This window comes from Nocardiopsis sp. NPDC055824, assembly GCF_053616335.1.
Genome location: NZ_JBSHDN010000058.1, coordinates 1 through 25,834 on the forward strand (window position 1 = coordinate 1; position 25,834 = coordinate 25,834).

Here is a 25,834-nt window from a genome sequence, read left to right on the forward strand (position 1 = left end):
GTGTTCCGCGGACGCTCCGGGAGGGCCCGTCGGGCGCGGGCCCGGAACGGTCCGCGGAGCGCGGACTAGCCCCGGGGCGGGACGAAGTCCCAGCCGGTCCGCGCCAGGGACAGCGCCCGCGCCTCCACCACGGCCATGCGCGCCGCACGCTCCCCGCGGTCGGTGTGCGCCGCCGCGGCGGTCACCTGGCCCGGCCACTTCCGGTACAGCAGGCCGTGCTCCGCCGTGAACCACCCGCGGCTCACGGCGTCCAGCGCCAGCAGCAGCCCGGTGTCCTCCGACGCCGGGAGCGCCATCCACCCGCCCAGGGCCAGGAGCAGGTCGCGGCGCACACAGAGCGTCGCCGGGTGCACCGGCGCCAGGAAGTCGTGCGCCCGCCAGCTCGACAGGACCGACCCGCGCTCGACGGGCCCCTCGGCGGGATCCCCCGGAAAACCCTCGGTGGAGCCGTCGGGCAGCAGGTCCAGGACCGCCGACGCCGCCCACGCGGCCCCCGAGCCGCCCGTCAGCGCGGCGAGGTCCCGGGCCAGGGCCCCAGGCGTCAGCTGGTCGTCGGCGTCCAGCACCTTGACGAACTCGCCCTCCGCCCGGGACAGCGCCAGCGTGCGGGCCATGCCCGCCCGGCCGGGCCGCCCCTGCCCGAAGCTCACCCGGGGGTCGCCGGGCAGGAGGGGACGGACCTCGTCGGTCTCACCGTCCTCCTGGACGACCCACTGCCAGTCCCACCCCCCGGGCAGCCGCTGCTCCGCGAGGGAGCGGTAGGCCTCGGGCAGGAACCGGGCGCCCGGCGCGTGGACCGCCGTGACGACGGAGACGATCCCGGGCACGGCTACCACCGCTCCAGCCGCGTCGTGAAGACCGCCTCGGCGCGGTCGCCCGGGAGGACGACCTCGGACCAGTCCACGACCCTGCCCCGCGTGTCGGTGGAGGCCTTCCTGAGCACCATCACGGCGACGCCCTCACCCAGCCCGAGCTCCTCCGCCTCGTCGGGGGTGGGCGGCCTCGCCGTCACCCTCTCCTCCACGCGGTCCACCTCGACGCCGACGGTGCGCAGCTGGCTCTGCGTGCCTCCCGGCCACGGTTCCGCGGACTCGTCGAGCAGCGCGGGCTCGGACTCCAGCAGGTCGATCGGGATGTAGGACGAGGTGAGGCCGAACGGCGCGTCCTCGTCGCGGTGGCGGGTCCGGTAGACGCGCTCCAGCAGCGCGGTCCCCTCCGGCACCCCCAGCGCCTCCGCCAGGCCGGCATCGGCCACCACCCGCGTGTAGCGGGCACTGAACACCAGGTCGTCCACCACGGATCCCGTGTCGTTCTCGGTCGCGCCGGTGGAGCGCCGCTCCCGGAGGTCCGTACGCGCCCGGTCCTTCTCCCACTGGTGGCGCTCGTCGTTCCGCAGCACCCCGCGCCGCGGTGCGAGCACCACGGGACCCCGGCCGGGACGGTCCCCGACCAGGCCCTCGGCGCGGAGGATCACCAGTGCCCCGCGCACGGCCGCCGGGTCCGCGCCGTGGCGTTCGGCCAGCTCGGCCCCGGAGGGCAGCGGTTCCCCGGGGGCGGGGTCCCCGGCCCGGATCCGCCGCCGGAGCTCGCCCGCGAGCCGCTCGTTCGCCCTGTGCCCGACCATGTGTCGCTCACCGCTCCCACCGGCCCCGTGAGGACCGTCACCAGGATTCGGGGACCCCGTCCCCCTGCCAGGCGGGTCCGTTCCCCTCGGAATCCGTCGCCTCCGTGCGCGGCCTTGGCCCTGCAGAGGGCGGCGCACCGGGTCGGACGACCTCCCGGAAAAGAAAAAGACCAGCTGGGAACAGTGTTCCCGCTGGTCGTCTCCACTACGGCGCTGACGCGCCCGCGTGCCCCCTGCAGGATTCGAACCTGCGCACCCGGCTCCGGAGGCCGCATCGCTGAATCACGCTGACCTGCGAGGACATCGCTTCGAGCGGGACGCCTGTCCACGAGTCGACCACAGCACCCTCCCGAGCCGCCCCGAGAAAGCCTTCCGTGACCGGGCGATCACGGCATTGCTAGCCAGTGGGGGGCTCTGCCTCCACTACTTCTCACCTTCTCAGAGAGTAAGGAGAGACAGCCTCCGCAGCCTCCGCTTCGGAGGTCGGACAGTCGCTGAGCTGGGCTGATGTTGCGGAGGCTGGAGCCTGTTCCCAGCCCCCGCCTAGCCTCCGCAGCCTCCGGTCCAGCCCCCGCCCCCCAATGGCTAGCTCTGCTGCCGCAACCATCTGCTGGCGGAACGGTCGATACGGTAGAAAGGCATCGTGAAGCCCGCACCTAACCGGGGACATATGTCCGTTTCTCAACAACTTGCAGATTCGACGAGTTTCGGCGGATAAAGCTGCAGGTCAACGAGACTGCTCCCCGCGCACGCGGGGATGGTCCCAGGAGGTGAGGGAGCGGTATCCTGACACAGACCTGCTCCCCGCGCACGCGGGGATGGAATCAGGTGAAGAACTCAGCAGCCGCCACATGACTACTCTCCGCACGCGCAGAGTCAGGCATCCATGAGCTTCCGCTTTTCAGCAGGCCGAACTGCCTCCAAGCACAATCACCCTGACCTGCAATGAATCTTTCTTCTGCCTGGTTGTGGGAGGGCTTGGCTGTGTGTCGGCCGTGTTGAGAACCCTAACATCTTGTTAGTCAGAGAGTGTAGGTTCCGTCTCACTGCGCTCTTTGTCCTCCAGGCGAAGAAAACGATGTTCTCGGTCCAAAAAACCGAGGTTGTCAGTGGTCCTTGGCATGGGTGCTCTTGGCAGTTCTCCGCAATGCGTGTATGTAAGAGCTGGGAGGTGAGATCCTATGGGCCGGGGTTACGCTCAACAGTCACCCCGAGCTTCTGAAGGTGGCAAGTGCATTACCGAGAGTGACGAAAAGGAGTGAGGGTAATCTGAGTAGATCCCTAATTGTCAATTTTAACAAACAGGACAGTGTGCAAACTTTAATTTTCTTGAATTGGAGTTAAATTTAATGTCAGGCACAAGGATTTTCGGATTCGGTTTTCGTGGGTACAGGAGCGCTTGGGGGGATGACTACATTTTGATTGGCCCTCTGGATAAAATAAACCTCTTGGCTGGGCAGAATAATTCTGGAAAGTCAAATATTCTGAAGTTTGCTCAATCGTATATCCCGCGCCTGAACTCTGGCATAAGCAGGGGGTTTAGGGCGTCAGATTTGGCCGATGGTTGGGAGGCTCCGATTGTAGGAAAGGCCAATCAAAAAGTTGGGGCAGCGAGAGCTATTGACATAGATGGAGAGTGGTTTAAGGAGCAACTAGAGGGTAAGATTCAGCCGCGTCATATTGACAACGCGCTAGATTCTTTTAGGAAAATACTCGATTCTCCTGTTTTTAAATTTGGTTCGAACGATGTCTCTTGGGTGAAGCTGGATCCCATAGATGGATCGAGTAGCTCGAGTCCAAATTTTGCCATTTCTGTCGAACAATGCGAGCTTGCATTGCGGAACATGAGTGGCTACCCGAATTCTATGGGAGATCCTTTTGGAGTTATTTCCCAGGCGGTAGCTCAGACGCGAGGTGGAAAGGTGGGAGCTGATCTGGCGCGCTGCCTGAGATGGGTGCTTGACTCACAAAAAACTCCAAATATCGCCACCATTGGAGCTTTTCGGAAAGTTTCAGAAGAGGGTGACCTTTACAGTGGTGCAAACCTGATTGAAGAGCTAGCAAAAATTCAACAGCCAACATTGGATAGGATGAAGGATCGAGAGCGCTTCAATGCGATCAATGAGTTCGTGAAAGTTGTCATGGAGGATGAAAGTGCCTACATTGAAGTTCCTCATGACCGATCGACCCTACATATTCAACACCAAGGGAGGAAACTTCCTCTTGAAAGTGTGGGAACAGGGGTGCATGAAGTAATAATTATGGCTTCGGCAGCCACGGTCCTTGAAGAGTATCTAGTATGCATAGAAGAGCCTGAAATCCACCTGCACCCTTTGATGCAGAAGAAGCTGCTCCGATATCTCAAGAATAAGACGAGCAATAGGTATCTGATTGCTACTCACTCCGCCCATTTGATGGATTCCGCTCTCTCTTCCATCTTCCATGTTTCTATTTCCAGCAGTGGCACCAAGGTGGAAAAAGCTGCCTCTGCTAATGATGTCGCGCGCATTAGTATGGATCTAGGATTCCGAGCTTCGGATCTTGTCCAATCAAACGCGGTGATTTGGGTCGAAGGGCCTTCCGATCGAACGTATATCAGATATTGGTTGAGTTTGATTAACCCAAAAATAATCGAGGGAATTCACTACTCCATCATGTTCTATGGAGGAGGCCTTGCTAGTCACTTGAGTCCTGATGATCCAGGAGTCAACGACTTCATATCCCTAAGAAAAATAAACAGGAATATTGTCGTTGTTATCGACTCAGACAAAAAGTCAAGAGGTCAAAAATTGGGAGAAACGAAAGTCCGAATAAGGGATGCTTTTAATGGAGGCGAGGGGTTTGCCTGGATCACGAAGGGCTACACAATAGAGAATTATATTCCCAGCGATATTTTGGCTTCGGCCATCAAAGAGGCCCATCCTGGAGCCGAATCTACTTGGCCCGGTGATCTATATTCGAACCCGCTATCGAGTGATAATATAGAATCGAGAAAAAGTGCTGTGAGCAAGGTTGCAGTAGCAAACAATGTGGTCAATATTTGGAGCGAGCACACAAAATGGCCTCATGGCCTGAAGGGAATGATAGGGAAACTTAACAAGTTTATTTGCAAGGCAAATGATATGGAACCTTGGTAAAAAAATAGGGCTCGAACGCAAGGTTCGAGCCCTAGGAGCAGTCAGTTAAACTTTGGTTTATTTCTCCCGAGAACGATCGGCTTCTTCCCAGGTGCGGTTCATTGCGCCCTTGAGGGCTTCCACGTGGTCCACGACGGGCTCCACTCCGAAGGAGCGGAGAAGCAGCATCGCGGCGTGCTCTGGCTTCGGGTCGTCCTGCGCGACTGGCTGAAGGCCCTCGCTCTCCAGGAGTTCTCGCACCTGCCGCACGAGCTTGTTGCGGTCGTAGCTCTGATACATGCTCACGCCTCCCAGCGCTTGCCGGTGATCCGCTCGTAGACCTCGATGTACCGGGCTCGGGTCGCCTCCACGATCTCATCCGGGATTTCGGGACCGGGAGGGGTTCGGTCCCAGTCGGTGATGGTGCTCGACCAGTCCCGGACGAACTGCTTGTCGAACGCGTGTTGGGGCCGGCCCGGCTGCCAGGCATCCGCAGGCCAGAACCGCGAGGAGTCGGAAGTCAGCACCTCGTCGGCGAGCACGAGCGTGCCGTCCGCCGCACGGCCGAACTCCAGCTTGGTGTCGGCAATGATGATGCCGCGCTCAGCCGCGATCTCGGCTCCGCGCTTGTACACGTCCAGGGTCACCGTGCGCAGACGGTCGGCGGTCTCCTGGCCGATCTCCTCGACCACGTCCGCGAAGGTGATGAACTCGTCGTGGCCCTCGGTCGCCTTGGTCGTGGGGGTGAAGATTGGCTTCGGAAGCTTGGACGCCTCCACCAGGCCCTCGGGAAGCGCAATGCCCGAGACAGTGCCCTGTTTCTCGTACTCCTTGAGCCCGAGGCCCGCGAGGTACCCGCGGGCGATCCACTCGACCGGGAGCATGGTGAGCTTCTGGCAGCGCACGGCCCGTCCGGCCCATTCCTCCGGAACGTCGGTGGCGGAGATGATGTGGTTGGGGACCACGTCGGCCAGTTGCTCGAACCACCACAGCGAGAGCTGGGTGAGGACCTTGCCCTTGTCGGGGATGGGGGTGGGCAGCACGACGTCGTAGACGCTCACGCGGTCCGAGGCCACCAGGATGAGGTCGTCACCGTCGGCGTAGACGTCGCGCACCTTGCCTGAGTGCAGCAGTTCCATGTGGTTCCTACCTGGAGATCTCGTAGTTGTAGGTGGCCCAGCGTCGGGCGACCGAGACGGACTGGCCGAACTCGATCACGTCGCCTTCAGCGGTGAGCACCCAGTTCTGCTTGCGCAACACGGGGGAGCCGAGTGGGATCCCGAGCGCTGCGGAGTCCTCTTCCGACGCGATGTCGGCGCGGAGCTGGTCCTTGCCGGCTGCAGCCGTGAGTCCCGCTGTTTCCTCGATGTACTTCGGCGTGCCCTGCGGCAAGCGCTTCGCCTCAAGGAGCAGGGGAGCCGTGTCAGCCAGTTCGCCCCTAAACCAGGATGTGCTAGCGGAGGAGGGAACGTCATCCCGGAGGGTGATCCGCTGGCGCCGGATGACGTGCGAACCGGTGGACAGTGCCAAGGCATCCGCGACTTCCTCGGGGGCCGGCACCACCTCGGCGACTGTGATCTTGGCGCGTTCGTTCGCCGCGTAGATCCGGCCTTCCAAGCTTCGGACCACGCGGTCCTTCGCGCTGGCCGTCGCCTGTTCACGCGTGACGATCGTGCCCACGCCGGGTTCGCTGCGAACGAGTCCTTCAGCCTTCAGGGTGCTGACGACCTTGGTCGCCGTGGCCAAGGAGATCTTCCACTTCGCAACGATCGTGCGGACCGAGTCGATCTTCTGTCCGTCTTGGAGCACGCCGGACTCGATCTCGGCCTTGATGTGCTTCACGACCTGGAGGTAGGGCGGGTCGGTGCGCTGTACCTGAGGGGACACGTGCGGCTCCTTCGTGGTGAACGAGATCAGTGTACTAGTACGCGTATATAGCCAGGTATGCGGGCTACAGTTCCGCTGCCTGCCAACTCACGCTCACTGCTCAATGTTCCATCCGTACTAGAACACTAAACGATCGCGTGCTATAACAGTCGCATGGCCGCAGGCCGCAGCCCGGAAGCAGACTCCGGTGAGCAGGGGTGATCCCTGTCCACCGTGTGGAAGCCCGGCGCACCTGAGCTTTGAGAACACCTCCGCTGGAGGGACATAGCGCGCACGCCCTGACCCCACCCCGAGCAGACAAGGGGCGGCGAAGGGAAGACGTGGACCACGACCGACCTACCTGTCTACGGGCTGGTCGGGGGAATGGTCCGCGCCCGTAGCACCCCCTGGGGTGCCTGCCGTGCCCCTCTTCCGGCACAACACGGGAGAGGGGCGCGGCAGGGACCACCCGGGTCCACACGCCACGAACTGGAGAGACCCCATGGCCGCGACCACCGCTACCGCCTACCACTGGGTCATCACCCTGCAGAAGCCCATCTACAACGGCTTCGCGAACAGGACCAACTACGGCACCCTCACGGCCGCCCCGGGCGAGACCCGCGAGCGGCTCTTCCAGCAGGTCATCGACCTCATCATCTCCAAAGTCCCGGAGATGGCCGGCGCGAACGTTCTGTTCTTCTCGCTGGAGCCCAACGAGCTCTGACCTGTACCGCGGCCCCCCTGTCCCGCCCGCCCGTCCTGCGGGCGGGGCGGGGGCCACCCGGTCCAGCGAACACACGTGAGCCCCACCCGGAAGCGACCCGGGCGGGGCTCTGCCGCACCACTCGCCTGCAAGGAGACACGTAGTGCGCACCACCATCATGCCCAACCCCGGCCCGGTTCCGCGCCGGGTGCGGGTCGAGATGCCCTTGGACTCCGGCCTGTTGGGTCGGCTGATCCCGGTTACCGACCCCGACCTGTACGCCCCCCACCTGCTGCCGGGCGAGAGCGCCCAGGAGCGCGAGGCCCGGCTGGCCGCGGCCCGCGACATCACCGAGGACCTGGTGGGTGAGCAGGCCGCTCTGCTCGCCGCCGAGGTCATCGCCTACACCCCCGCCTTCGAGTCCTCCGGGAGCGCCGCATGAACCAGTCCACGAACACCACCAACCCGCTGGTGCGCTTCGGCCGCGCCCTGGTCGACGTCCTGCGCGACGCCGGGCCGGTCGACATCGCCGCCCGAATCGGCCTGGGGGCCGGAACGGTCGGTGCCGCTCTGTGGATCCAGCAGGTCGAGGAGCCGTTCTGGGGTGCGGTCGCCCTGGGCGTGGCGCTGAGCGGGGTGATCGGCTCCCTCACCGAGCTGGTGGGCATGGCCGTGGCCCGGATGCAGGCGCCCTCGCTGTGGTACGCGCCCGGGCGGGTGGTTCACCACCTTCACCTGGGCCGGGTCCGGGTCCTGGACTACGACGGCCGGGACGAGCTGGACGGCACGTGGCTGCTGATCCAGCCGCTGGAGCGCGGGGACGAGAGCGCGCTGTGGGTCGAGGCCGACCACGGCATCGCCGCCAGCAACTCCGAGCTGCAGCAGCGCTGGGACGGGGGCGAGATCTGATGCCGGTGCCGCTGACCTCCTACATCGAGGAGATGCGCGCCGAGTTGGCGCGCGTGGACGCCAAGGCGTCGATGCTCATCGCGCTGACCGGCGCCGGTCTGGCCGTGCTCTCCCCGGTGCTGTCCGGGGAGGGGGCCGGCCACTGGGTCGTGCGGGCCGGGGCCGTGCTCCTGGTGGCCGCGCTGCTCGTGCTCCTGGCCGTCGTCCGACCCCAGCTGGCGCGGGCGCCGTTCGCGGCGCTGGACGCCGACCCCGCCGCCTGGGCCCCGGAGGAGCCCCGGGAGCGCGCGGTCAAGCTCGCCGCCGTGACCAGCCGAAAGTTCCGCCTGGTCCGCCGTGCGGTGGACCTTCTCGTCCTGGCCGTGCTCCTGGTCGGGGCGGGCCTGATCTGCATCGGAGTGACCGCATGACCCGCACGAACACCGCCGCCGCCGACATCGGCGGCCAGGAGCACGAGCTGTTCCCCGCCGCCCTGGCCGACCACCCCGCCGGCCTGGCCGCGGCCGTGGACGAGCTGGCCGACCAGATCCGCGCCCGCGTCGAGGGCTGGAGCGGGGGCACCCGATGACCACCCACAACCCGAGCACCACCACCACGAAGGAACCCGCAGTGAAGAAGCCGCTCGACGTCTTCCCGATCCTGACCGTGACCATCGCGACCGCCACCACCCTCGCCTCTGTCGCCTTCACGACCTGGTCGGTGGCCGACCTGGCCACCCGGGGCGGGGTTCCCCTGCCCGTGGCCGTGACCGTGGGCCTGGCGGTGGAGCTGCTCTGGCTGATGCTGCTGGCCACCGAGTGGGGCCAGGCCGTGCGCACCGGCCGCCCCGCCAAGGCGCTCTCGGTCGCCGGATGGGTGCTGGCCGCCCTGGCCGCGGGGATCATCTCCGTGCACGCCCTGGTCGAGGACCCCGTGCTCCTGGCCCTGACCGTGCTCCCCCTGGGCGCCAAGACGGCCTGGCACTTCCGCACCCGCGACCGGGCCGGACAGACCCTGCGCGAACAGGCCCTGTCCACCGCCCCCACCGATACCGAGGAACAGACCCTGGCCGAGAGGGCCCGCCAGTTGGAGGTGCGCCGGCGCCAGCGCGAGCTGGACCGGGCCGAGGCCGACGCCGATCACGCCGACCGCATCGCCGTGATCGAGCGCCAGGGCCGCGAGCAGCTCGCCAAGGCGCGGGCGCACTTCACGGTGGCCCGCGAGGTGCAGGACTACGACCGCGAGATCGGCTACCGCCAGGCGCCCGCCGCCCGCATCGCCCTGGGGTCCGGCACCTACGTTCCCGACGACGCCTCCAGCCTCACCACGGCGGGGTTCGGGTCGGCGATGGCCGCCCAGGCCCGCAACGGGCAGACGCCCACCCTGGGCACCCCGGTTGACCAGCAGGTGCCCACCCCCACGCAGACGCTTCTCAAGGGGGGTGCGCAGGTCTCCGCAGCCGAGGCCGAGACCAACCGGACGCTGGTCTGGAACACCCGCGACCAGCTGATCGAGGAGACCGGCAAGGCCCCCTCGATCAACGCCCTGGCAAGTGCGACCGGCCTGTCCCGGCGCACCGTGGCCCGCCACCTCGAAGCCGACCACTAACGCCCCGGGGCCCCTGGGTTCCTGCAGCTCACGAGCAGGTGCCCAGGGGTGCCCACCCCGCCCTTTCCGGCGGGTGCCGCAGCCTCCCAGCCGCCGTCCGGCTGGTGAGCTGCAGCACCACTCCGGCGACGCGCGAACCGGCGACACCCCCTTCGGGGGTGAACCGGCGCCACGCGAACCGACCAGGTGCCCGCCCATCCCGAACACCCAGGAAGGAGTTCCGTCATGCCCTACATCCGACACCGGCCCGAGGTCGGCCTCGGCCGCCGCGAGGCCACCCCCGACGGGGAGGCCCTGGTCTGGCGCGTGCTGTGCGCGTGCGGCACCACCGCCCAGACCCCCCACTACCGCTACGCCTCAGCGGCGGCCGCCGTCCAGGAGCACCAGGTGGCGACCGCGCCCCCGCCGGAGCTGGCCTGCCGGGAGCCCCGCAGGCACCGCTCCGGCCCCTTCGACCACTGCCCGCTGTGCGCCTGGCAGCTGCCGCTGCCCGGGATGGCGGACGCGGCGCTCGCGCCGGCCCGCCCCGATGCGGTCGATGTCGAGGTCAGTGACGAAGAAGCGGGGGTTCGCGCGTGATCGAGAAGCGCATCAAGGAGCTGGCCGAGATCGAGTTCGAGGGGTCTCTCGGGGAGGCGTTCAACGACTACAGCCGGGCCCTCAAGGCGATCAGCCGTCGGCTGGTCTTCGAGTACGAGATGGCGGCCGGCGACAGCGAGGCCGCCATGAGCCGGTTGCACGGGCACCCGCTGCTGTTCGGCCTGGACGCCAAGATCCAGGCCCGCCTCGTGGCCAAGAGGCTGCGCCGCGCCCAGCAGCTCGCCAAGGGCCTGGAGGCCGAGGCCCGCGCGTTCACACGCGAGTACAAGCGCCAGTTCCTCACCGGAAAGGCCTGACATGGAGATCACCAGCGGTGAGGACCGCATGGACGAGATGGCCGAGATCGAGTTCTTCGGCCCGGTCGGCACGCAGGTCATCCGCTACGCCAGGACCTCGCGCCGGTTCGCCCGGGACCTGGCGGCTGAGCTGGAGTCGGCTGCCCACGACGCCCGGGTGGCCATGGGCGGTCTCAAAGGGCACCCGGCCCTGCTGGGCCTGGACGTCAAGATCCGGGCCCGGCGGGTGGCCCGCAAGCTCAAGCGCGCCAAGGAGCTGGCGCAGGGGATCTCGGCCGAGAGCGTGAAGTTCGCGGCCGAGTACCGCAAGCAGTTCATCCATGCCCCGGCGGCCGTGCGCACGGCTCCCCGCAAGCGAAGGGTGGAACTCTGATGACACGCCGTACGGCTCAGTTGGAGCTGGGCGGAGACGAGGCGATGGGCCGCGTCACCGCCTCCATGGCCTCCAAGGTGCTGGTGCTGGTGCCGCCGTGGGTGGTGCTGGTCCTGGTGCTCGTCCTGGGCGGGGTCGGGCACAGCATGTGGGGCGAGCCTCCGGCGGTCACGTGGGCGGCGATGGCCGGCACCCTGTGCTCGGTCGTGCTCGGTGCCCTGACGTGGTCGGTGAGCCACAGCCGCGGCCTCCTGGGCCGGGTGCACACGACCGCCACGGCCGGCGGCGGCGCCCTGTGGTTCACCGTGGCCATGGTGACCGGCCCGTTCGCGTCCGTGACGCTGGGCATGTGGTTCTTCGGCGGGTTCACGCTGGCCGTGGGGTGGAACATCCGCACGGTCATCCGCACCCAGACCGGTACCGACGACGGCCACGGCGACCCGCTGGCGAAGCTGTTCGACCAGGCCAAGGCGTCCTTCGGCCTGGACGGGTCGAAGGTGCGCACCCGCGCGGTGACCGACCACAAGATCAAGGCCGAACTGGAGCTGCCCGCGGGGAAGAAGACCGTGGACGACGTCAGCAAGAAGACGCAGTACATCGAGAGCGGACTCGGGTTCCCGGCCGGGGCGGTGCAGGTCGCGGGCGATGAGCGCCGCGCGGACCGGGCGCACCTGACGATCACCGACCCCAAACTCATGAAGAAGCCGCTCCCCTGGGAGGGCCCCTCCAGGCCGGGCAGGTCCATCGCGGAGCCTTTGCGGATCGGGCTGTTCCAGGACGCCGAGCCGGTGCTGCACACCCTCGTGGGGCACCACCTGCAGGTCATGGGCATGAGCGGTTCGGGCAAGTCCATCGGGGCCGCGTGGAACTACCTCGCGGAGATCATCACCCGCACGGACGCCGTGGTGATGGCCGCCGACATCACCAAGGGCGACCAGACCCTGGGGCCGTTCAAGCAGGCCCTGCACCGGTTCGACACCACGGCGGCCGGGGCGCGCGCCCTGATCTCCGACATCGAGGCCCAGATCAAGCCCCGCACGGACTACCTGGCCGCCCGGGGCATGCAGAAGTGGCAGCCGGGGTGCGGCCTGGACTACTGGGTGATCTGGCTGGAGGAGGTCCCCGACATCATCGACGCCCTGGGCGACAAGGGCGGGGACAAGCTCCTCAAGATCCTCAAGGCCCTGCGCAGTGCGGGCGGTTCGGTCGTCATGTCGTTGCAGCGCAGCGACTACAGCCAGATGCCCACGCTCGCCCGCGGCCAGCTCGCCCACATGTGCCTGGGCGTGGCGAACGCCCAGGACGCCGGGTTCGGCCTCTCGGAGGCGCAGCAGGAGGCGGAGGCCCGCCCGGAGCTGTGGGGCAACAAGCGCCCCGGCATGGCCTACCTGGACGCGCCCTCGATCCCCGAAACCCACATCGCCATGCCCCTGCGGTCCTACGCCTGGGGTGAGGGCCCCGAGGCCGCCGAGGCGATCGCGGAGCACGTGGCCCAGTACCCAGCCGCCCACAAGGCCAGCACCGACCCGTTCACCGCGAAGGTGGCCCGCCTCCCAGAGGCCGCCCCGGTGCTCGTGGGCGCCGCGGCCGCCACGGGCAGCAGCACCCGGGGCCACGCGGCGCCTGCCTTCGGCGGGGGCTCCGAGAGCGCCTTGGAAGGCCTGGCGGCCGCCGCTGAGCACATCGTGGCCACGCAGCGGGTCGACCTCGGGCACGTGCCGCCGGTGGAGCGGGCGCGCCTGCTGGAGGCGCTGGAGCGCAAGGGCATCATCGGCCCCGCCCGGGAGGGCGGGGACCGCCGGGTCCTGGTCTCGTCCGCCGAGGAGGCCATCGCGGAGATCCTCGACGACGGCGACCCCGTCAGCGAGTACCTCACCGTCGAGGACCCGAGCCCGGAGATCGTGGCCGGGCCCGACGACGAGATCGCGGACCTGACCGAGGAGGAAGCGGCGCTGCAGGCTCCGCCCAAGGAGAAGCGGGACCTCACCCCGGCAGAGGCGCGCCAGGTGCTGCACGACTGGATCCGCCAGAGGGCCGCCGAGGGCCGGCCGGAGTTCGCCATGGCAGACCTGGCCCAGGTCCGCGCCGACGTCGGGGGCAAGAGCCGTTCCTGGGCCTACAAGGCGCTCGACAAGTTGATAGCGGACGGCGTCATCAGCAAGGCCGGCGACAAGTTCGTGATCGAGGAGCCGGAGCTGCTGGCCGCCCCGCTGGACGAGGAGCGGTCGGGACAGCCCGTGCGGCTGTGAGGTCTCGGCTGCGCGTGGGATGCGCGCGCGGCGCTAAATGATCTTGTCACCCGCGTCCGGCACGGGTGTCACCCGGGGGTGTCACGCACCTGTCACTGGTGCGTGTCACCCACCCGTGACACCCCCTCTGACCTGTAACTCCCTCCCCCAGCCCCCGCCCCCGGGGGAAGAAGGTGTCACCCGGGCGATGGCCCGGCTCCCGCGCACCGTCGCGGCAGCCGGGGGACCGCCCGGTCCACACACGACGACGGCCCCACCCGATGCCTGGAAGCGGGGTGGGGCCGTCTCTCTCCACAGAGAGGCTCTGATCCTATGCGATCCCTCATCCGCCGCTGGACCCGCCTGACCACCGTGCTCGCCGACGTCCAGTGCGGCCGCTGCCAGCGCTGGTACGACCCCTCTGACCCGGCCGACTGGTGGCCGCACAACAACAACGCCTGCTGACCGACCCGGGTGCTCGCCGTGCTCACCACCCCGCTCCCGGGGTGGTGGGTGCGGGGTCCACCCGGACCGCACACACAGACGGCCCGCCCCTATACCGACCAAGGACCAGGGGCGGGCCACACACTCCCGAAGGAGCACCACCAGTATGACCGCTCAGATCATCGAACCCGAGACCGCCGTCACCGCCCGGGAACTGCGCTACCGGGCCGTGCAGATCCTCGCCCAGTTGCTCTCCAAGGACCTGCCCGAAATCACCTGGCAGGTGCACTCCATCAGCAAGTTCCTGGACCTGTACACGCACTGGCCCCGGGAGCACGAGGTCCTGGACGGCCAGGCCGACTCCCACCAGGACGTGCGCGCGTGGGCCGCCCACCTGGGCACCACCGTGAACCTCAAGAACGGCGACACCCCACACGGCGTCACGGTCATCAACGGCATCGGCATCCACGTGTGGTGCGCCCCCAAGAACCGCGACGACCTCCCCCAGCCGTAGCCCCCGTTCCATCCGCCAAGGGTGTGGCCCCGGCCTCAGCTGGGTCCACGCCCGTTTCACAGGACGGATCGGAGGGGCCAATCGGTTCTGTTGCGGCGAACATCCAGATTGACCTGGGCAGTGCTGATGAGAGGCGGACCCCGGGTGAATCTCTGGAGGAGTCATCTCAGCAACATTTGGACGGGGCACTTCGCCGTCGGTGAGTCCGTGAGGAAGGATGTCGTGGGACCAGTGAGCCGAACACGACCGATGAGAATGAGGCAGGGCATGTCGCAGCCACTGCGTGACGCGGACATCCGGAAGGTTCTCGCCGCTGATCTACATGCCCGTTACGCTGACGACTCCCACACCTTGATCAGGCACGAGTTGGGCCTGTGCGCGGGGGAGCGACGAGTCGACCTCGCCGTGATCAACGGTGAGATGGTCGGTTACGAGATCAAGAGCGACGTTGACAGACTCGACCGCCTGGCCGACCAGGCCAAGGCCTATGGAAGAGTCTTCGACCGCATGTCAATCGTGACGACGGACCGCTACCTGGCCAAGGCCACCGCCATGCTGCCCTCGTGGTGGGGAGTGCTGTGCATCCGCCAAGGGCAAGGGGGGATGTCCTCGGAGCAAGTGCGCGTTGGCCAGCCGAACGAGGGGCAGGACCCCTTCGCGCTCGCCCAATTGCTCTGGCGCGAAGAGGCCCTGGAAGAACTCAAAAGCCGCGGCCTGGCCAGAGGACTGTCGAAGAAGCGGCGCTGGATCATCTGGCAGCACCTCGCACAGGCCATGCCTGTGACAGAACTCAGGGACGTAGTCCGCAGGCGGCTTAGGGCTCGCCGAGAGTGGCCAACCGGTGCCTGACCACCTCAATGTGACGGGATCTTCCTAGCGCGACCCATTTGGTAGCGCTTCCCAAGCCCTCGTAAGTCTGGGCACCTTTGGAAATCATCTTGTCGGCCCAGGAGAAAGACTCGCCTTCCCAGGACGAATCGTTCACTACGGATGTGCAAATCTCGTAGAAAGAGGCATTCGCATGCTCCGCGTGTGCCTTCTTGCGGCGCACGATCCATTCCTTTCCCCGTGCATATCGAAGGTTCGGAGATGATGGCCGAGGAATGGAACCTGATTTAAGTGACGGATGATTGGTGGCGTAGTCACCGTAATTCAGTTCGATCCCCCGAGGGGCGTGTGAAGAAACCGCACGCCACAGGGCCACTTCATGCCTCGCAAGGCGATGAACGAGGTCGAATTTGAGATCGGAGATCGAGTCGGGAAAAGCACCCGAAAGCAGAGTGACGCTTCTCCAACCTCGGCGCGCTGCCCATTCCACTGCCAGGCGTGCGCTGTGCGTGACGCGTTCGACTTCTCGCTCGGAAGCCACTGCGCCGTAGTCGAGCACGAGGTCAACCTCGCTGGGTTCTGCCTCGAGGTTACTGAGGAGCAAGGGGACCTCGGACTCGGCTTCTGCGACATTGGGGTCTGTTTCGACGGAGCCCAAACGCAGTAGGTAGCCGCTCTGGTACTTCTCGTTGAGTCGTTGGAAGACGTCCAGGCTGGCGTAGCCATCGCCGTACCTGATGACGGGGATCACGGAGATGGCCCCTGGTGGGAACAACGAGTCCGAGAACTTACCCCCTTGCTGAAGGATCTCCTCGACCTCTGAGAGCACTTTGCCTCCTCCGGGGCCTCCATCCACGGCGACAGTAGTTCCGCTGGGGAGCTTCTTGAGATTCTTCCCCAACTTCTGGCTTCCGCCTTCCTCTGGATCCACCACTTCCAGCAAAGGAAGGATGTTTTGGAAGTCGGAGAGGTTCCACAGGGCTTCCAGCTCGCCCAGTTTCCCCTTGAGGGCAGGAACGTATTTGACCAAGAAGGACTCCCATTTCCCAAAAAGAGGCATCTCCCATTTTGATGTTTCCATTGAGAGGCCAGAGAGGTCTAGGGAGGCCCCGACACGGGTCCCTAGCGAGAGAGACACAGGAGTGTCACCTTCTCGGTCATTGAAAAGTTAAGAGAGGTACTGACGATGTCCGGAGCCTTCGCCCTAATCGACTTCGCCCTGGCCGCCGCCCGGCGCGGGTGGCCGGTCTTCCCGCTCACGCCCCGGTCCAAGAAGCCGCCGCTCGTGCGGGACTGGGAGCGGGCCGCCTCCACCGACCCCGACCGGATCCGGGCGTGGTGGCGTCGGTGGCCGCAGGCCAACTACGGCATCGCCACCGGCCCCGCGCGCCTGGTCGTGGTCGACCTGGACACACCCAAGCCCGACCAGGAGCCGCCCGAGCGGTGGCGACTGCCCGGGGTGGTCGAGGGCGCCGACGTCCTGGCGGTCCTGGCCGAACGCGCCGGACAGCCGGTGCCCACCGAGGCGTTCACGGTGCGCACCCGCCGGGGCGGGCTCCACCTGTACTTCACCCACCCCGCCGGACCGCACCTGGGCAACACCAGCGGTTCCCTGGGGTGGCTGATCGACACCCGCGCCCACGGCGGCTACGTCGTCGGCCCCGGCTGCCCGGTCACCGCGGCGAACGGATCGGGACGCTACGAGGTCGAGGCCCGCCAGGACCCCGCGCCGTTGCCGGAGTGGATAGGGAGCCTGCTGCGCAGGCCAGATTCCCCGGACCGGCCCACCGCCCCGCACGCTCCGGCCCCGGGGCCCGCGGACGACGTCTTCGCGGCCATCACTACCGACGACCGCCGCCGCGCCGCCTACGTGCGGGCCGCGGTGAGCGGGGAGCTAGCCAGGGTGCGGGGTGCGGTGCCCGGAACGAGGAACACCAATCTCTACATCGCCGCCGCCTCGCTGGGCCAGTTCGCCCGCGAGGGCCTGCTCGATGCCGGCTGGATCGCCGACGCGCTGCACGACGCCGCCCTGGACGCCAACGCCGGCGGTGACCCCAATTCCGCGCGCGAGATCGCCGCCACCATCCGCTCCGGGCTGGCCAAGGGCCTCCGAGAGCCCCGACGCACCCGACGCACCGCACCACGACCAGGAAGGACCGCTGCGTAAATGAACGCCAGCGACGACAAAGACAAGAAGCCGAGCCAGGCCACCCTGCTGATCGAACTGGCTGACCGGCAGGTCGACGTCGTGGCCGGAGCGGACGGACGCACCTACGCCGTGCGACGCAGCGGACCCAACGTCGCCTTCCCGCTCCTGCGCAAGGACGGGCTGCGCGCCCAGCTGGCCCGCCAGTACTACGCCGAACACCACTCCGTCCCCTCGCAGTCGGCGCTGACCGACGCGATCAGTGTCCTGGAAGGACGCGCCATGGACTCCCAACCCCAACCGATCAACCTGCGCCTGGCCACCCACCGCACCGAACAGGGCGAGCAGGTCGTCATCGACCTGGGCACCCCCGACGGGCGGTGCGTCATCGCCGGCCCCGGCGGCTGGCACATCGCCCCCCTGTCGCCGGTGCTGTTCCGCCGCACCAAGCTGACCAGCCCCATGCCCGACCCCGGCCCCGCCGGGAACACCGACCAGGGCCTGGCCGCGCTGCGGGCCCTGCTCAACGTGGACGAGCACCACTTCCGGCTCATCGTGGGGTGGCTGGTCTCGGCCCTGCTGCCCGACATCCCGCACCCGATCCTGGCCGCCAAGGGCGAACAGGGCACCGGCAAGTCCACCGCCCTGGCGATGCTGATCAACCTGGTCGACCCCTCCCCGGCGCCGCTGCGGTCCCTGCCCAAGGACATCAAGACCTGGGCCACCGTGGCCTCCGCGTCCTGGGCGGTGTGCCTGGACAACGTCTCCACGATTCCGATGTGGCTGTCGGACACCCTGTGCAAGGCCGTGACCGGCGACGGCCTGGTCGACCGCGCCCTGTACTCCGACGACGACGTGTCCGTGCTGGCCTTCCGACGCCTGATCGCGCTCACCTCGATCGACACCGGCGCCCTGGCCTCGGACCTGTCCGAGCGGATGCTGTCCGCGGAGTTCTTGCCCATCAAGGGCGATCAGCGGCGCACCGACGCCGAGGTCAAGAACTCCTTCGACCGGGCCGCCCCCGGCATCCGGGCGGCCCTGCTGGACCTGCTCTGCCGGGTGCTGGCCGAACTGCCCACCACCCACCTGGCGGAGCTGCCGCGGATGGCGGACTTCGCCCGCATCCTCGGAGCCCTGGACACCGTCATGGGGTGGGACACCCTGCACACCTACCGGTCCGCCTCCGAGATCACCAGCGCCGACCTGCTCGACGCCAAACCCTTCACCAGCGCGGTCGCGGACTTCGTCGACCAGCACGGCACCTGGACCGGGTCCATCAGCCAGCTCCTGGACCTGATTCCCGCACCCGAGGTGCGACCCCGCTCCTGGCCGGTGGACGCCACCCGCGCCTCCGGACAGCTCAAACGGGACGCCCCGGTGCTGCGCAGCATCGGCATCACGGTGGAGGAGGCCGGCCGTTCCCAGGACCGCCACCGCCGCCAGCTCTACGCCTTCACCGCCCACGCCATCGAGGCTCAGGCTCCGCAGCCTCCGCACGCCGATCCTGCCCCGGACACCACGGTGACCAGGCAGGACACCCTTTTTTTTGACCAGCAGGTCACACCAGACCCGGACGGCCCGCAGGCTCCAGCCTCCGCAGCCTCCGCGCCAGGGTCCGCGCATCACCCCAGCTCACAGGCACCCCAGGAGGCTGCGGGGCCTGCGGAGGCTGTCTTCCCCCAACTCTCTGAAAAGGCGACCGCCGCCCCCGTGGAGAGCGGCCCGTGCGCCTCCTGCGGGGCCGGGTTCCGCCGCTACGAGGCCACCGACCACCCGGCGGTGTGCGGGGCCTGCGCGCACCGCCACCGCACCTGACCACACCCACACGAAGCGGCCCCGGCCTTGATGCCTACCAAGCCCGGCCGGGGCCGCGCCTCAACCCGAAGGAGAGGTACCACCAGCATGCCCGAACGTCGCAAGCGCGGCCTGGATCTGACCAAGGTCCGCGTGATCGGACCGCCCGAGGTCGTCGACCAGGTCGTGGAGGCCATCACCGCGGCTCTGCCGTCCGCCGACCCCTCCCGGCCCTACCCGAGCCGCCACAACCCCGGCCACGTCCGCGTCTACCTGGAGGTCGCACCCGAATGAGCGTCGGAACGCGCACGGAGAAGCCCCACTCCTTCCTCACCGTGAAAGAGGTCTGCGAGGAACTCCGTATCTCCCGGAGCACCTGGGACCGCATGGTGCAGCTCGGGGAGGCGCCGCGGATGAAGCGCATGGGCGGTAAGCGCGGCGAGATCCGCATCCGCCGGAGCTGGCTCGACGCCTGGCTGGAAGAGGGCAGCTCCTGATGCCGATGACCGCTGACGTCCTCTTCTACAAGACCCGCTTCCGTAAGAAGCCCGGGGCGACGAACCGGGAGGACACCTACCCCAAGCCCTACCAGGCCCGTTGGCGTACAGGTACCGAGTCGCACAGCAGGTCCTACGTCACCGAGGCGCTCGCGGACAGCTGGCTCTCCGACCTCCGGGCGGCGGCCCGCAGGGGCGAGCTGTTCGACGTCGAGACCGGGCTGCCGCAGTCCAAGCTGCGGGAACTGCGGGACGTGCCGTGGTACCTGCACGCCAGGGAGTACGTCCGCACTCGCTGGCCGGACATGGCCGGCAACACGAGGGTGGGCACCATGGAAGCCCTCTCCGTCGTCACGCGGGACCTGGTCCGGGACGTCCAGGGGCGCCCCGATCCGGCCGTGCTCTGGGAGGCCCTCCGCAGCTGGGCCTTTCGTATGGAACGAGACGCCCGGGGGGAGTGGGTCTTCCCCCGGCCTCCAGCCCAGATCCAGGAGGCCCTGGACTGGCTGGAGAAGGCCTCCCTGCCGGTCAGCGCCTTGGAGGACTCCCGCCACCTCGGTACGGCGGTGCGGGCCTGTTCCCGTCTGCTCGATGGGTCCGCGGCGTCGGCGGACTACTTCAGCCGTCGCCGCCGGAGCTTCTCCACCGCCCTGAACTACGCGGTGCAGTGGCAGAGGCTGACGGAGAACCCCCTGACCAAGAAGGGGATCCCCAGCGACTGGAAGCCGCCGAAGACCGAGGAGGAGGTGGACCCCCGCTCGATCGGGAACCCGGCCCGTGTCCGCCAGGTCCTCACCGCGGTCAGCTACGTCGGCCGGCGGCAGGGACCGAGGTTCAGCGCCTGGTTCGGCTGCATGTACTACGCGATGATGCGCCCGGAGGAGGTCGCCAACCTGAGGCGTTCCGGGTGCGAGCTACCGGCGGAGGGGTGGGGGAAGCTCACCTTCTCCGGCAGCAGCCCGACCGTGGGGAAGCGGTGGACGGACAGTGGGGAGGTTCACGACGTCCAGGGCCTGAAGGGGCGGGGGAAGAAGGCCTCCCGCACCGTCCCGATCCCGCCCGAGTTGGTCTCCCTGCTGAGGGAGCACCTGGAGAGGTTCGGCACCGCCCCGGACGGGCGGCTCTTCCGCAGCGAGAAGGGCAACCGCATCCAGGGGTCCACCTACTGGCGGGTGTGGGACCGCACGCGAGGACTGGCGATGACGCCGGAGGAGAAGGAGGGGCCACTGCTCAGGCGGCCCTACGACCTCCGGCACGCCGGGGTGACCTACCGGCTGAACTCCGGAGTCCCGGCGACCCAGGTCGCGAGGTGGGCCGGCCACAGCGTGGAGGTCCTGCAGAGGATCTACGCCCAGGTGTGGACCGAGATGGACGACGTGTGGATCGAACGGATGGGTGACCACCGGGGGTGACCCGAGACACACCTGCGGGAACGAACTAGGGCGGGGACTCCGAGTGGTTTCGGAGTCCCCGCCCTTTTTGCGTTATATGTCCTGTCCACAGCTCGACCACAGAAGGTCGGGAGAGCTGGGTTCAGATGACGGGAAATGAAGAAGGACAGCAGGCGTGAACGCTGCTGTCCTTGCTGGTCAGCGGTCGAAACCGCCGCTCAGTGCGAAGTGCCCCCTGCAGGATTCGAACCTGCGCACCCGGCTCCGGAGGCCGATGCTCTATCCCCTGAGCTAAGGGGGCTGGCTTGCGTGAACAACTGTAGCAGGGGACCGGGGCCCTTCGTCCACCGCTTCGGGACGCACCGGGGAGGGGCGCGCCGATCGGCGGATTCCGGTGGTGCCGTGTCGCCGCGCGGGGGTAGTGTCACGCCCGTGAACGCCCTACCCACACGGGTTCTCGTCGTCGAGGACGACGACGTGATCCGGGAACTGATCCGCCTCAACCTCGAACTGGAGGGGTTCGAGGTGTTCACCGCCGTGGACGGACGCGACTGCCTCGACCGGGCCGCCCACATCGCCCCCCACGTCATCACGATGGACGTGATGATGCCCCGTATGGACGGCTGGACCGCCGCCGAGCGGCTGCGCGCCGACGCGCGCACCCGGCACTGCCCCATCATCCTGGTCACGGCCCGCACCCAGGCCGACGACCAGCGGCGCGGCGAGCGGATCGGCGTCGACGCCTACGTCACCAAGCCGTTCGACCCCGACGCGCTGATCGACGTCATCCGCGGCCTCGTCGACGGGGCCGGGGGCCCCGAATGAACCCCGGGCGCCTGGAGGCCGTGCTCCGCGAGGCCGCCGCCCGCGCGTTCGACCTCCCGCCGGACGAGGTGCCGTTCGTGTGGCCGCGCCACGACCAGGCGGACGGGGGCGCCGACGCCGCCACCGCGCTGGCGCCGCGCCTGGTCGGGAAGGTCGCCGCGCGGCTCCCCCCGGGCGGGGGGCGCGGGCGGCGCCACCACGTGCTGGTCTCCGGCCTTGTGGCCGCGCAGCTGGAGAGCATGCGCGAAGAGGGCCTGGCCGACTTCGCCCGGGTCCTCGGCGACGGGCGCGGCTTCCTCAACATCACGTTCACCGACGGCCAGAGGGACGCCCTGGTCGCCGAGGCCGCCGACGGCCCCCGCTTCCTCACCGGCCGCGACTGGGACGGCGAGGGGGAGTGGCCGCGGACCGCACTGCACGAGGCGGGGCCGGTGGCCCAGGCCCGCAGGCTCGCCCGGGCCGACGCACGGGGGCGCATCGCCCTGGCCACCGGGCCGCGCACCCCGCCGCCGGGCCCCGGTACCGCCGAGGTGTCCTGGCGCGACCCCTACCTGGACGGCGACCGCAGCGAACTCCTCACCCCCGCGGCGCGCGTCCTCGGCGCCGTCGGGGAGGACAGCGCGCGCGTCGCCTTCTGCCGGTCGGTCCCCGAACGTCCCCGCGACACCGAGACCACCGGCCGCGACCTGCCCGTCCTGCCCTCCGCCGAGTACCCGGGGGCCTGGGTCCGCCTCACCGACGCCAACCCCGCCTTCCGGCTGCGCCACGCCCACGCCCACGCCGTCACACGCGGGCGCTGGACGGCGGAGGGGGCGCCGCCCCCCGCCGCGTGCCCCGAGCACGCGGCGGCCGTGCGCGGACTCCTCTTCGACGGGCCCGGCGTGCTGGACACGGCCGCGCGCCGAGAGGAACCCCATATCCTGGTGAGATACCTGGAAGCGCTGGCCAGTGCCTACGATGAGTGGCGGGCGTGTCCCCACGCGGCCGCCGGACCGGCGGAGCGGGGCGCCCAGGACCCGGACACGGGCACGGCACTGCCCGCCGCCGTCGCCGGGGTCCTCCGCACCGGGCTCTTCCTGCTCGGGGTGTCAGCGCCCACAAGGCTGTAGACGCCCCGTCGTCCCTCCCGGGGCCACCCGTCCCCATCGTTCCGATCGGGTCGGTGGACAATGGGCCCGGGCCCCGCCGCCGGGGGCCCGCCGACCCGCACAGACGTACAGTTCCAGCCGAAAGCCCATCATGAGCCGCTACGCCCACCCCGCCGGATCCCGCCACGCGGAGGTCCTGCCGGAGGACAACCCGCCCCTGCCGCCGGAGAACCTCAACGACCTCGACCCCCGGGTCTGGCCGGCGACCGCCCGCCGCTCCGGCGGGGAGGTCGTGGTCGGCGGCGTCGGCGTCCGCGAACTCGCCGCCACGTACGGCACGCCCCTCTTCGTCATGGACGAGGAGGACTTCCGCGGCCGTGCGCGCGACTACCGCACGGCGTTCTCCGACGCCGACGTCTACTACGCGGGCAAGGCGCTGCTCACCAAGGCCGTCGCCCGCTGGGTCGTCGAGGAGGGCCTCAAGCTGGACGTGTGCTCGGGCGGCGAGCTCGCCGTCGCCCTGGCCGCGGGCGTCCCCGCCGAGCGCATCGGCATGCACGGCAACAACAAGTCCGTCCACGAGCTGCGCCGCGCCGCCGAGGCCGGCGTGGGACGGATCATCGTCGACTCCTTCGACGAGATCGAGCGGCTGGAGTCCGTCGCCGCCGGTCTCGGCGTCCGCCCGAAGGTGCTCATCCGCGTGACCACGGGCGTCGAGGCGCACACCCACGAGTTCGTGGCCACCGCGCACGACGACCAGAAGTTCGGCTTCGCGCTGAGCACCGGGGCCGCGGGCGAGGCCGTCCGCCGTGTCCTCGACGCGTCCCACATCGAGCTCGTGGGCCTGCACTCCCACATCGGCTCGCAGATCTTCGACACCTCCGGGTTCGAGGTGGCTGCCCGCCGCGTCGCGCGCTTCCTCACCGGCGTCCACGAGGACCTGGGCGTCACCCTCGCCGAGCTCGACCTGGGCGGCGGTCTGGGCATCGCCTACACCTCCGGCGACGACCCCCTCGACCCGTCGGCCATCGCCGCGGGCCTGACCGCCATCGTGCGCAGGGAGTGCGAGGACGCGGGCCTGCCGATGCCGCGCATCGCCGTCGAGCCGGGGCGCGCACTGGCGGGCCCGGCCGGGATCACCGTCTACGAGGTCGGTACCGTCAAGGACGTCGAGGGGATCCGCACCTACGTGAGCGTCGACGGGGGGATGAGCGACAACATCCGCACCGCCCTGTACGGCTCGGAGTACACCAGCCAGCTGGTGTCCCGGGAGAGCGACGCGGCTCCCATGCTGTCCCGCCTGGTCGGCAAGCACTGCGAGAGCGGCGACATCATCGTGCACGACCTCTACCTCCCGGCGGACCTGCGGCCGGGGGACCTGGTGGCGGTGGCCGCGACGGGCGCCTACTGCTACTCCATGGCGAGCAACTACAACCATCTGCCCAGGCCGGCCATGGTGGCGGTCAGGGACGGGAGCGCACGCGTCATCGTGCGCAGGGAGAGCGAGGAGGACCTGCTCCGCCTCGACGTCGGCTGAACAGTCCACTCCGGGGCGGCGCCGCCGCCCGAGGCAGGGACACGAGAGAAGTGGGAGTCACGCCCAAATGGCGATGAAGGTGGCGCTGCTCGGATGCGGCGTTGTGGGTTCGGAAGTCGTCCGCCTGGTCAACGAGCAGTCCGAGGAGCTGGCCGCGCGGGTGGGCACGCCGATCGAGATCGGCGGGATCGCGGTGCGTCGTATCGACCGCGACCGCGGGGTCGACCCGGCGCTGCTGACCACCGACGCCACGGCCCTGGTGACGCGTCCCGACATCGACCTCGTGGTCGAGGTGATCGGCGGGATCGAACCGGCCCGCTCCCTGATCCTCGCCGCGGTCAAGTCGGGCAAGTCCGTGGTGACGGCCAACAAGGCACTGCTCGCCGAGGACGGCCAGACCCTGCACAGGGCCGCCCGCGAGGCCGGGGTCGACCTGTACTACGAGGCGTCCGTGGCGGGGGCGATCCCGCTGCTGCGCCCGCTGCGGGACTCGCTCGCCGGCGACCGGGTCCACCGCGTGCTGGGCATCGTCAACGGCACCACCAACTACATCCTCGACCGGATGGACTCCCTCGGCGCGGGCTTCACGGAGTCCCTGGAGGAGGCCCAGTCCCTCGGGTACGCGGAGGCCGACCCCACCGCCGACGTGGAGGGCTTCGACGCCGCGGCCAAGGCCGCGATCCTGGCGCGGCTGGCCTTCCACACCCAGCAGGTGACCGCCGCCGACGTGCACCGCGAGGGCATCACGGGCGTCTCCGCCGGCGACATCGCCAGCGCGAGGGCGATGGGCTGCGTGGTCAAGCTCCTGGCGATCTGCCAGCGCTCGGAGGACGGGGAGTCGGTGGGCGTGCGCGTCCACCCGGTGATGCTGCCGGTCGAGCACCCGCTGGCCAGCGTCAAGGAGGCCTACAACGCGGTCTTCGTCGAGGCCGAGTCGGCGGGCCGCCTCATGTTCTACGGGGCGGGCGCGGGCGGCACCCCCACCGCGAGCGCGGTCCTGGGCGACCTGGTCGCGGTGGCGCGCAACCGGCTCGCGCGCACCTCGGTGGCCGAGGGCGCGCACGACACGGGGCTGCCGGTGCACGACATGGGCCACACCATCACCAGCTACCACGTGGCGCTGGACGTGGCCGACCGTCCCGGTGTGCTGTCCAAGGTCGCGGAGATCTTCGCCGACCACGGGGTGTCCATCAAGAACGTCCGGCAGGAGGGGACGGGGGACGACGCGCAGCTCGTGCTCGTCAGCCACCCCGCCCCCGACGCCGCGCTCAGCTCCACCGTCGAGGTGCTGCGCGGGCACGAGATGGTCCGCGAGGTGGCCAGCGTGATGCGCGTGGAGACCTTCTCGGACTGACCCCCGGCCCGGGGCCGCGACCGTGCGGCCCCGGGCGCGGGACCAGGCCGCGCGGAGCGTCCGCGCGGCCTCCGTGCCGCGCCCGCAGATTTCACATGATGAGACGCCAACGAC

Annotated in this window: 29 protein-coding genes and 1 tRNA gene; 23 read left to right on the forward strand and 7 right to left on the reverse strand. The window is 68.6% G+C overall.

Annotated elements, in window-relative coordinates; translation table 11 throughout:
• Window positions 1–65: 65 nt before the first annotated feature.
• Together ACWGL3_RS14330 and ACWGL3_RS14335 are read right to left on the reverse strand one after the other, a co-directional pair.
• Window positions 66–836, reverse strand: coding sequence for a glycosyltransferase family 2 protein (locus ACWGL3_RS14330; protein ID WP_267946354.1), 771 nt, complete (start codon window positions 834–836; stop codon window positions 66–68).
• Window positions 830–1,624: a GntR family transcriptional regulator gene (locus ACWGL3_RS14335; protein ID WP_267946353.1), complete on the reverse strand. Its 795-nt coding sequence runs from the start codon at window positions 1,622–1,624 to the stop codon at window positions 830–832. Before ACWGL3_RS14335 ends, ACWGL3_RS14330 begins: the two co-directional genes overlap by 7 nt.
• A gap of 1,448 nt (window positions 1,625–3,072) precedes the next feature.
• Between ACWGL3_RS14335 and ACWGL3_RS14340 the strand changes: the two genes are divergently transcribed.
• Complete coding sequence (locus tag ACWGL3_RS14340; protein ID WP_452461373.1) at window positions 3,073–4,761, forward strand: AAA family ATPase; 1,689 nt, start codon at window positions 3,073–3,075, stop codon at window positions 4,759–4,761.
• A 57-nt stretch (window positions 4,762–4,818) separates the two neighbouring features.
• Here the strand turns inward: ACWGL3_RS14340 and ACWGL3_RS14345 are convergent, their stop codons facing one another.
• From ACWGL3_RS14345 to ACWGL3_RS14355, 3 genes are read right to left on the reverse strand one after another with little or no spacing between them, the layout of a single operon-like run.
• The gene (locus ACWGL3_RS14345; protein WP_452461374.1) at window positions 4,819–5,040 is read right to left on the reverse strand and encodes a hypothetical protein; all 222 of its coding nucleotides are present in this window, start codon (window positions 5,038–5,040) and stop codon (window positions 4,819–4,821) included.
• 2 nt (window positions 5,041–5,042) lie between these two features.
• Window positions 5,043–5,879 carry a phosphoribosylaminoimidazolesuccinocarboxamide synthase gene (locus ACWGL3_RS14350; protein ID WP_452461375.1) on the reverse strand — a complete coding sequence of 279 codons (837 nt, stop codon included), beginning with the start codon at window positions 5,877–5,879 and terminating at the stop codon, window positions 5,043–5,045.
• Between the two features lie 7 nt (window positions 5,880–5,886).
• Window positions 5,887–6,627, reverse strand: a complete 741-nt coding sequence (locus tag ACWGL3_RS14355; RefSeq protein ID WP_452461376.1) for a GntR family transcriptional regulator — start codon at window positions 6,625–6,627, stop codon at window positions 5,887–5,889.
• A gap of 481 nt (window positions 6,628–7,108) precedes the next feature.
• Here ACWGL3_RS14355 and ACWGL3_RS14360 point away from each other — a divergent pair, with 481 nt between their 5' ends.
• From ACWGL3_RS14360 to ACWGL3_RS14420, 13 genes are all read left to right on the forward strand, one after another.
• Window positions 7,109–7,330 (forward strand): hypothetical protein, encoded by a 222-nt coding sequence (locus ACWGL3_RS14360; RefSeq protein ID WP_452461377.1) that lies wholly within the window; start codon window positions 7,109–7,111, stop codon window positions 7,328–7,330.
• Window positions 7,331–7,472: 142 nt separating this feature from the next.
• Complete coding sequence (locus tag ACWGL3_RS14365; RefSeq protein ID WP_452461378.1) at window positions 7,473–7,751, forward strand: hypothetical protein; 279 nt, start codon at window positions 7,473–7,475, stop codon at window positions 7,749–7,751.
• Window positions 7,748–8,218, forward strand: coding sequence for a hypothetical protein (locus ACWGL3_RS14370; protein ID WP_452461379.1), 471 nt, complete (start codon window positions 7,748–7,750; stop codon window positions 8,216–8,218). The genes ACWGL3_RS14365 and ACWGL3_RS14370 overlap by 4 nt, the downstream gene beginning before the upstream one ends.
• Window positions 8,218–8,628: a hypothetical protein gene (locus ACWGL3_RS14375; RefSeq protein ID WP_452461380.1), complete on the forward strand. Its 411-nt coding sequence runs from the start codon at window positions 8,218–8,220 to the stop codon at window positions 8,626–8,628. The genes ACWGL3_RS14370 and ACWGL3_RS14375 overlap by 1 nt, the downstream gene beginning before the upstream one ends.
• A complete protein-coding gene (locus ACWGL3_RS14380; protein WP_452461381.1) occupies window positions 8,625–8,786 on the forward strand; it encodes a hypothetical protein in 162 nt (53 codons plus the stop codon). Before ACWGL3_RS14375 ends, ACWGL3_RS14380 begins: the two co-directional genes overlap by 4 nt.
• A complete protein-coding gene (locus tag ACWGL3_RS14385; RefSeq protein ID WP_452461382.1) occupies window positions 8,783–9,805 on the forward strand; it encodes a hypothetical protein in 1,023 nt (340 codons plus the stop codon). Before ACWGL3_RS14380 ends, ACWGL3_RS14385 begins: the two co-directional genes overlap by 4 nt.
• Before the next feature lie 225 nt (window positions 9,806–10,030).
• A complete protein-coding gene (locus ACWGL3_RS14390) occupies window positions 10,031–10,384 on the forward strand; it encodes a hypothetical protein (RefSeq protein WP_452461383.1) in 354 nt (117 codons plus the stop codon).
• The gene (locus ACWGL3_RS14395; RefSeq protein WP_452461384.1) at window positions 10,381–10,701 is read left to right on the forward strand and encodes a hypothetical protein; all 321 of its coding nucleotides are present in this window, start codon (window positions 10,381–10,383) and stop codon (window positions 10,699–10,701) included. Before ACWGL3_RS14390 ends, ACWGL3_RS14395 begins: the two co-directional genes overlap by 4 nt.
• Window position 10,702: 1 nt before the next feature.
• Window positions 10,703–11,074 carry a hypothetical protein gene (locus tag ACWGL3_RS14400; protein WP_452461385.1) on the forward strand — a complete coding sequence of 124 codons (372 nt, stop codon included), beginning with the start codon at window positions 10,703–10,705 and terminating at the stop codon, window positions 11,072–11,074.
• Entirely contained in the window at window positions 11,074–13,323 is a 2,250-nt protein-coding gene (locus ACWGL3_RS14405) for a hypothetical protein (RefSeq protein WP_452461386.1), read from the forward strand. The genes ACWGL3_RS14400 and ACWGL3_RS14405 overlap by 1 nt, the downstream gene beginning before the upstream one ends.
• Window positions 13,324–13,635: 312 nt before the next feature.
• Window positions 13,636–13,767: a hypothetical protein gene (locus ACWGL3_RS14410; protein ID WP_452461387.1), complete on the forward strand. Its 132-nt coding sequence runs from the start codon at window positions 13,636–13,638 to the stop codon at window positions 13,765–13,767.
• Between the two features lie 145 nt (window positions 13,768–13,912).
• A complete protein-coding gene (locus ACWGL3_RS14415) occupies window positions 13,913–14,260 on the forward strand; it encodes a hypothetical protein (RefSeq protein ID WP_452461388.1) in 348 nt (115 codons plus the stop codon).
• Between the two features lie 267 nt (window positions 14,261–14,527).
• A complete protein-coding gene (locus ACWGL3_RS14420) occupies window positions 14,528–15,109 on the forward strand; it encodes a sce7726 family protein (protein WP_452461389.1) in 582 nt (193 codons plus the stop codon).
• Here ACWGL3_RS14420 and ACWGL3_RS14425 read toward each other — a convergent pair.
• Window positions 15,075–16,226, reverse strand: a complete 1,152-nt coding sequence (locus tag ACWGL3_RS14425) for a beta family protein (RefSeq protein WP_452461390.1) — start codon at window positions 16,224–16,226, stop codon at window positions 15,075–15,077. The two genes, ACWGL3_RS14420 and ACWGL3_RS14425, sit on opposite strands and share 35 nt — an antisense overlap.
• 48 nt (window positions 16,227–16,274) lie before the next feature.
• Here ACWGL3_RS14425 and ACWGL3_RS14430 point away from each other — a divergent pair, with 48 nt between their 5' ends.
• From ACWGL3_RS14430 to ACWGL3_RS14450, 5 genes are all read left to right on the forward strand, one after another.
• Entirely contained in the window at window positions 16,275–17,255 is a 981-nt protein-coding gene (locus ACWGL3_RS14430; RefSeq protein WP_452461391.1) for a bifunctional DNA primase/polymerase, read from the forward strand.
• The gene (locus ACWGL3_RS14435; RefSeq protein WP_452461392.1) at window positions 17,256–19,049 is read left to right on the forward strand and encodes an ATP-binding protein; all 1,794 of its coding nucleotides are present in this window, start codon (window positions 17,256–17,258) and stop codon (window positions 19,047–19,049) included.
• A gap of 87 nt (window positions 19,050–19,136) precedes the next feature.
• Window positions 19,137–19,322 (forward strand): hypothetical protein, encoded by a 186-nt coding sequence (locus ACWGL3_RS14440; RefSeq protein WP_452461393.1) that lies wholly within the window; start codon window positions 19,137–19,139, stop codon window positions 19,320–19,322.
• Window positions 19,319–19,525, forward strand: coding sequence for a helix-turn-helix transcriptional regulator (locus tag ACWGL3_RS14445; protein WP_452461394.1), 207 nt, complete (start codon window positions 19,319–19,321; stop codon window positions 19,523–19,525). Before ACWGL3_RS14440 ends, ACWGL3_RS14445 begins: the two co-directional genes overlap by 4 nt.
• On the forward strand, window positions 19,525–20,937 hold the full coding sequence (locus tag ACWGL3_RS14450; protein ID WP_452461395.1) for a tyrosine-type recombinase/integrase: 1,413 nt from the start codon (window positions 19,525–19,527) through the stop codon (window positions 20,935–20,937). The genes ACWGL3_RS14445 and ACWGL3_RS14450 overlap by 1 nt, the downstream gene beginning before the upstream one ends.
• 208 nt (window positions 20,938–21,145) lie before the next feature.
• Here ACWGL3_RS14450 and ACWGL3_RS14455 read toward each other — a convergent pair.
• Window positions 21,146–21,217: transfer RNA gene (locus ACWGL3_RS14455), tRNA-Arg, on the reverse strand.
• A 131-nt stretch (window positions 21,218–21,348) separates the two neighbouring features.
• Between ACWGL3_RS14455 and ACWGL3_RS14460 the strand changes: the two genes are divergently transcribed.
• From ACWGL3_RS14460 to ACWGL3_RS14475, 4 genes are all read left to right on the forward strand, one after another.
• On the forward strand, window positions 21,349–21,741 hold the full coding sequence (locus tag ACWGL3_RS14460; protein ID WP_267946352.1) for a response regulator: 393 nt from the start codon (window positions 21,349–21,351) through the stop codon (window positions 21,739–21,741).
• A complete protein-coding gene (locus tag ACWGL3_RS14465; protein WP_267946351.1) occupies window positions 21,738–22,850 on the forward strand; it encodes a DALR anticodon-binding domain-containing protein in 1,113 nt (370 codons plus the stop codon). Before ACWGL3_RS14460 ends, ACWGL3_RS14465 begins: the two co-directional genes overlap by 4 nt.
• Before the next feature lie 130 nt (window positions 22,851–22,980).
• Window positions 22,981–24,366, forward strand: coding sequence for a diaminopimelate decarboxylase (lysA, locus tag ACWGL3_RS14470; RefSeq protein WP_267946350.1), 1,386 nt, complete (start codon window positions 22,981–22,983; stop codon window positions 24,364–24,366).
• Between the two features lie 67 nt (window positions 24,367–24,433).
• Entirely contained in the window at window positions 24,434–25,720 is a 1,287-nt protein-coding gene (locus tag ACWGL3_RS14475; RefSeq protein WP_267946349.1) for a homoserine dehydrogenase, read from the forward strand.
• Window positions 25,721–25,834: the final 114 nt, after the last annotated feature.

Bases quoted from the DNA above. Each gene is read 5' to 3' on its own strand.
- ACWGL3_RS14390 (WP_452461383.1), top strand. From the start codon at position 10,031: ATGCCCTACATCCGACACCGGCCCGAGGTCGGCCTCGGCCGCCGCGAG.
- ACWGL3_RS14435 (WP_452461392.1), top strand. From the start codon at position 17,256: ATGAACGCCAGCGACGACAAAGACAAGAAGCCGAGCCAGGCCACCCTG.
- ACWGL3_RS14445 (WP_452461394.1), top strand. From the start codon at position 19,319: ATGAGCGTCGGAACGCGCACGGAGAAGCCCCACTCCTTCCTCACCGTG.
- ACWGL3_RS14450 (WP_452461395.1), top strand. From the start codon at position 19,525: ATGCCGATGACCGCTGACGTCCTCTTCTACAAGACCCGCTTCCGTAAG.
- ACWGL3_RS14335 (WP_267946353.1), bottom strand. From the start codon at position 1,624: ATGGTCGGGCACAGGGCGAACGAGCGGCTCGCGGGCGAGCTCCGGCGG.
- ACWGL3_RS14415 (WP_452461388.1), top strand. From the start codon at position 13,913: ATGACCGCTCAGATCATCGAACCCGAGACCGCCGTCACCGCCCGGGAA.
- lysA (WP_267946350.1), top strand. From the start codon at position 22,981: ATGAGCCGCTACGCCCACCCCGCCGGATCCCGCCACGCGGAGGTCCTG.
- ACWGL3_RS14380 (WP_452461381.1), top strand. From the start codon at position 8,625: ATGACCCGCACGAACACCGCCGCCGCCGACATCGGCGGCCAGGAGCAC.
- ACWGL3_RS14370 (WP_452461379.1), top strand. From the start codon at position 7,748: ATGAACCAGTCCACGAACACCACCAACCCGCTGGTGCGCTTCGGCCGC.
- ACWGL3_RS14475 (WP_267946349.1), top strand. From the start codon at position 24,434: ATGGCGATGAAGGTGGCGCTGCTCGGATGCGGCGTTGTGGGTTCGGAA.
- ACWGL3_RS14375 (WP_452461380.1), top strand. From the start codon at position 8,218: ATGCCGGTGCCGCTGACCTCCTACATCGAGGAGATGCGCGCCGAGTTG.
- ACWGL3_RS14405 (WP_452461386.1), top strand. From the start codon at position 11,074: ATGACACGCCGTACGGCTCAGTTGGAGCTGGGCGGAGACGAGGCGATG.
- ACWGL3_RS14465 (WP_267946351.1), top strand. From the start codon at position 21,738: ATGAACCCCGGGCGCCTGGAGGCCGTGCTCCGCGAGGCCGCCGCCCGC.
- ACWGL3_RS14360 (WP_452461377.1), top strand. From the start codon at position 7,109: ATGGCCGCGACCACCGCTACCGCCTACCACTGGGTCATCACCCTGCAG.
- ACWGL3_RS14345 (WP_452461374.1), bottom strand. From the start codon at position 5,040: ATGTATCAGAGCTACGACCGCAACAAGCTCGTGCGGCAGGTGCGAGAA.
- ACWGL3_RS14430 (WP_452461391.1), top strand. From the start codon at position 16,275: ATGTCCGGAGCCTTCGCCCTAATCGACTTCGCCCTGGCCGCCGCCCGG.
- ACWGL3_RS14440 (WP_452461393.1), top strand. From the start codon at position 19,137: ATGCCCGAACGTCGCAAGCGCGGCCTGGATCTGACCAAGGTCCGCGTG.
- ACWGL3_RS14410 (WP_452461387.1), top strand. From the start codon at position 13,636: ATGCGATCCCTCATCCGCCGCTGGACCCGCCTGACCACCGTGCTCGCC.
- ACWGL3_RS14400 (WP_452461385.1), top strand. From the start codon at position 10,703: ATGGAGATCACCAGCGGTGAGGACCGCATGGACGAGATGGCCGAGATC.
- ACWGL3_RS14385 (WP_452461382.1), top strand. From the start codon at position 8,783: ATGACCACCCACAACCCGAGCACCACCACCACGAAGGAACCCGCAGTG.
- ACWGL3_RS14420 (WP_452461389.1), top strand. From the start codon at position 14,528: ATGTCGCAGCCACTGCGTGACGCGGACATCCGGAAGGTTCTCGCCGCT.
- ACWGL3_RS14350 (WP_452461375.1), bottom strand. From the start codon at position 5,879: ATGGAACTGCTGCACTCAGGCAAGGTGCGCGACGTCTACGCCGACGGT.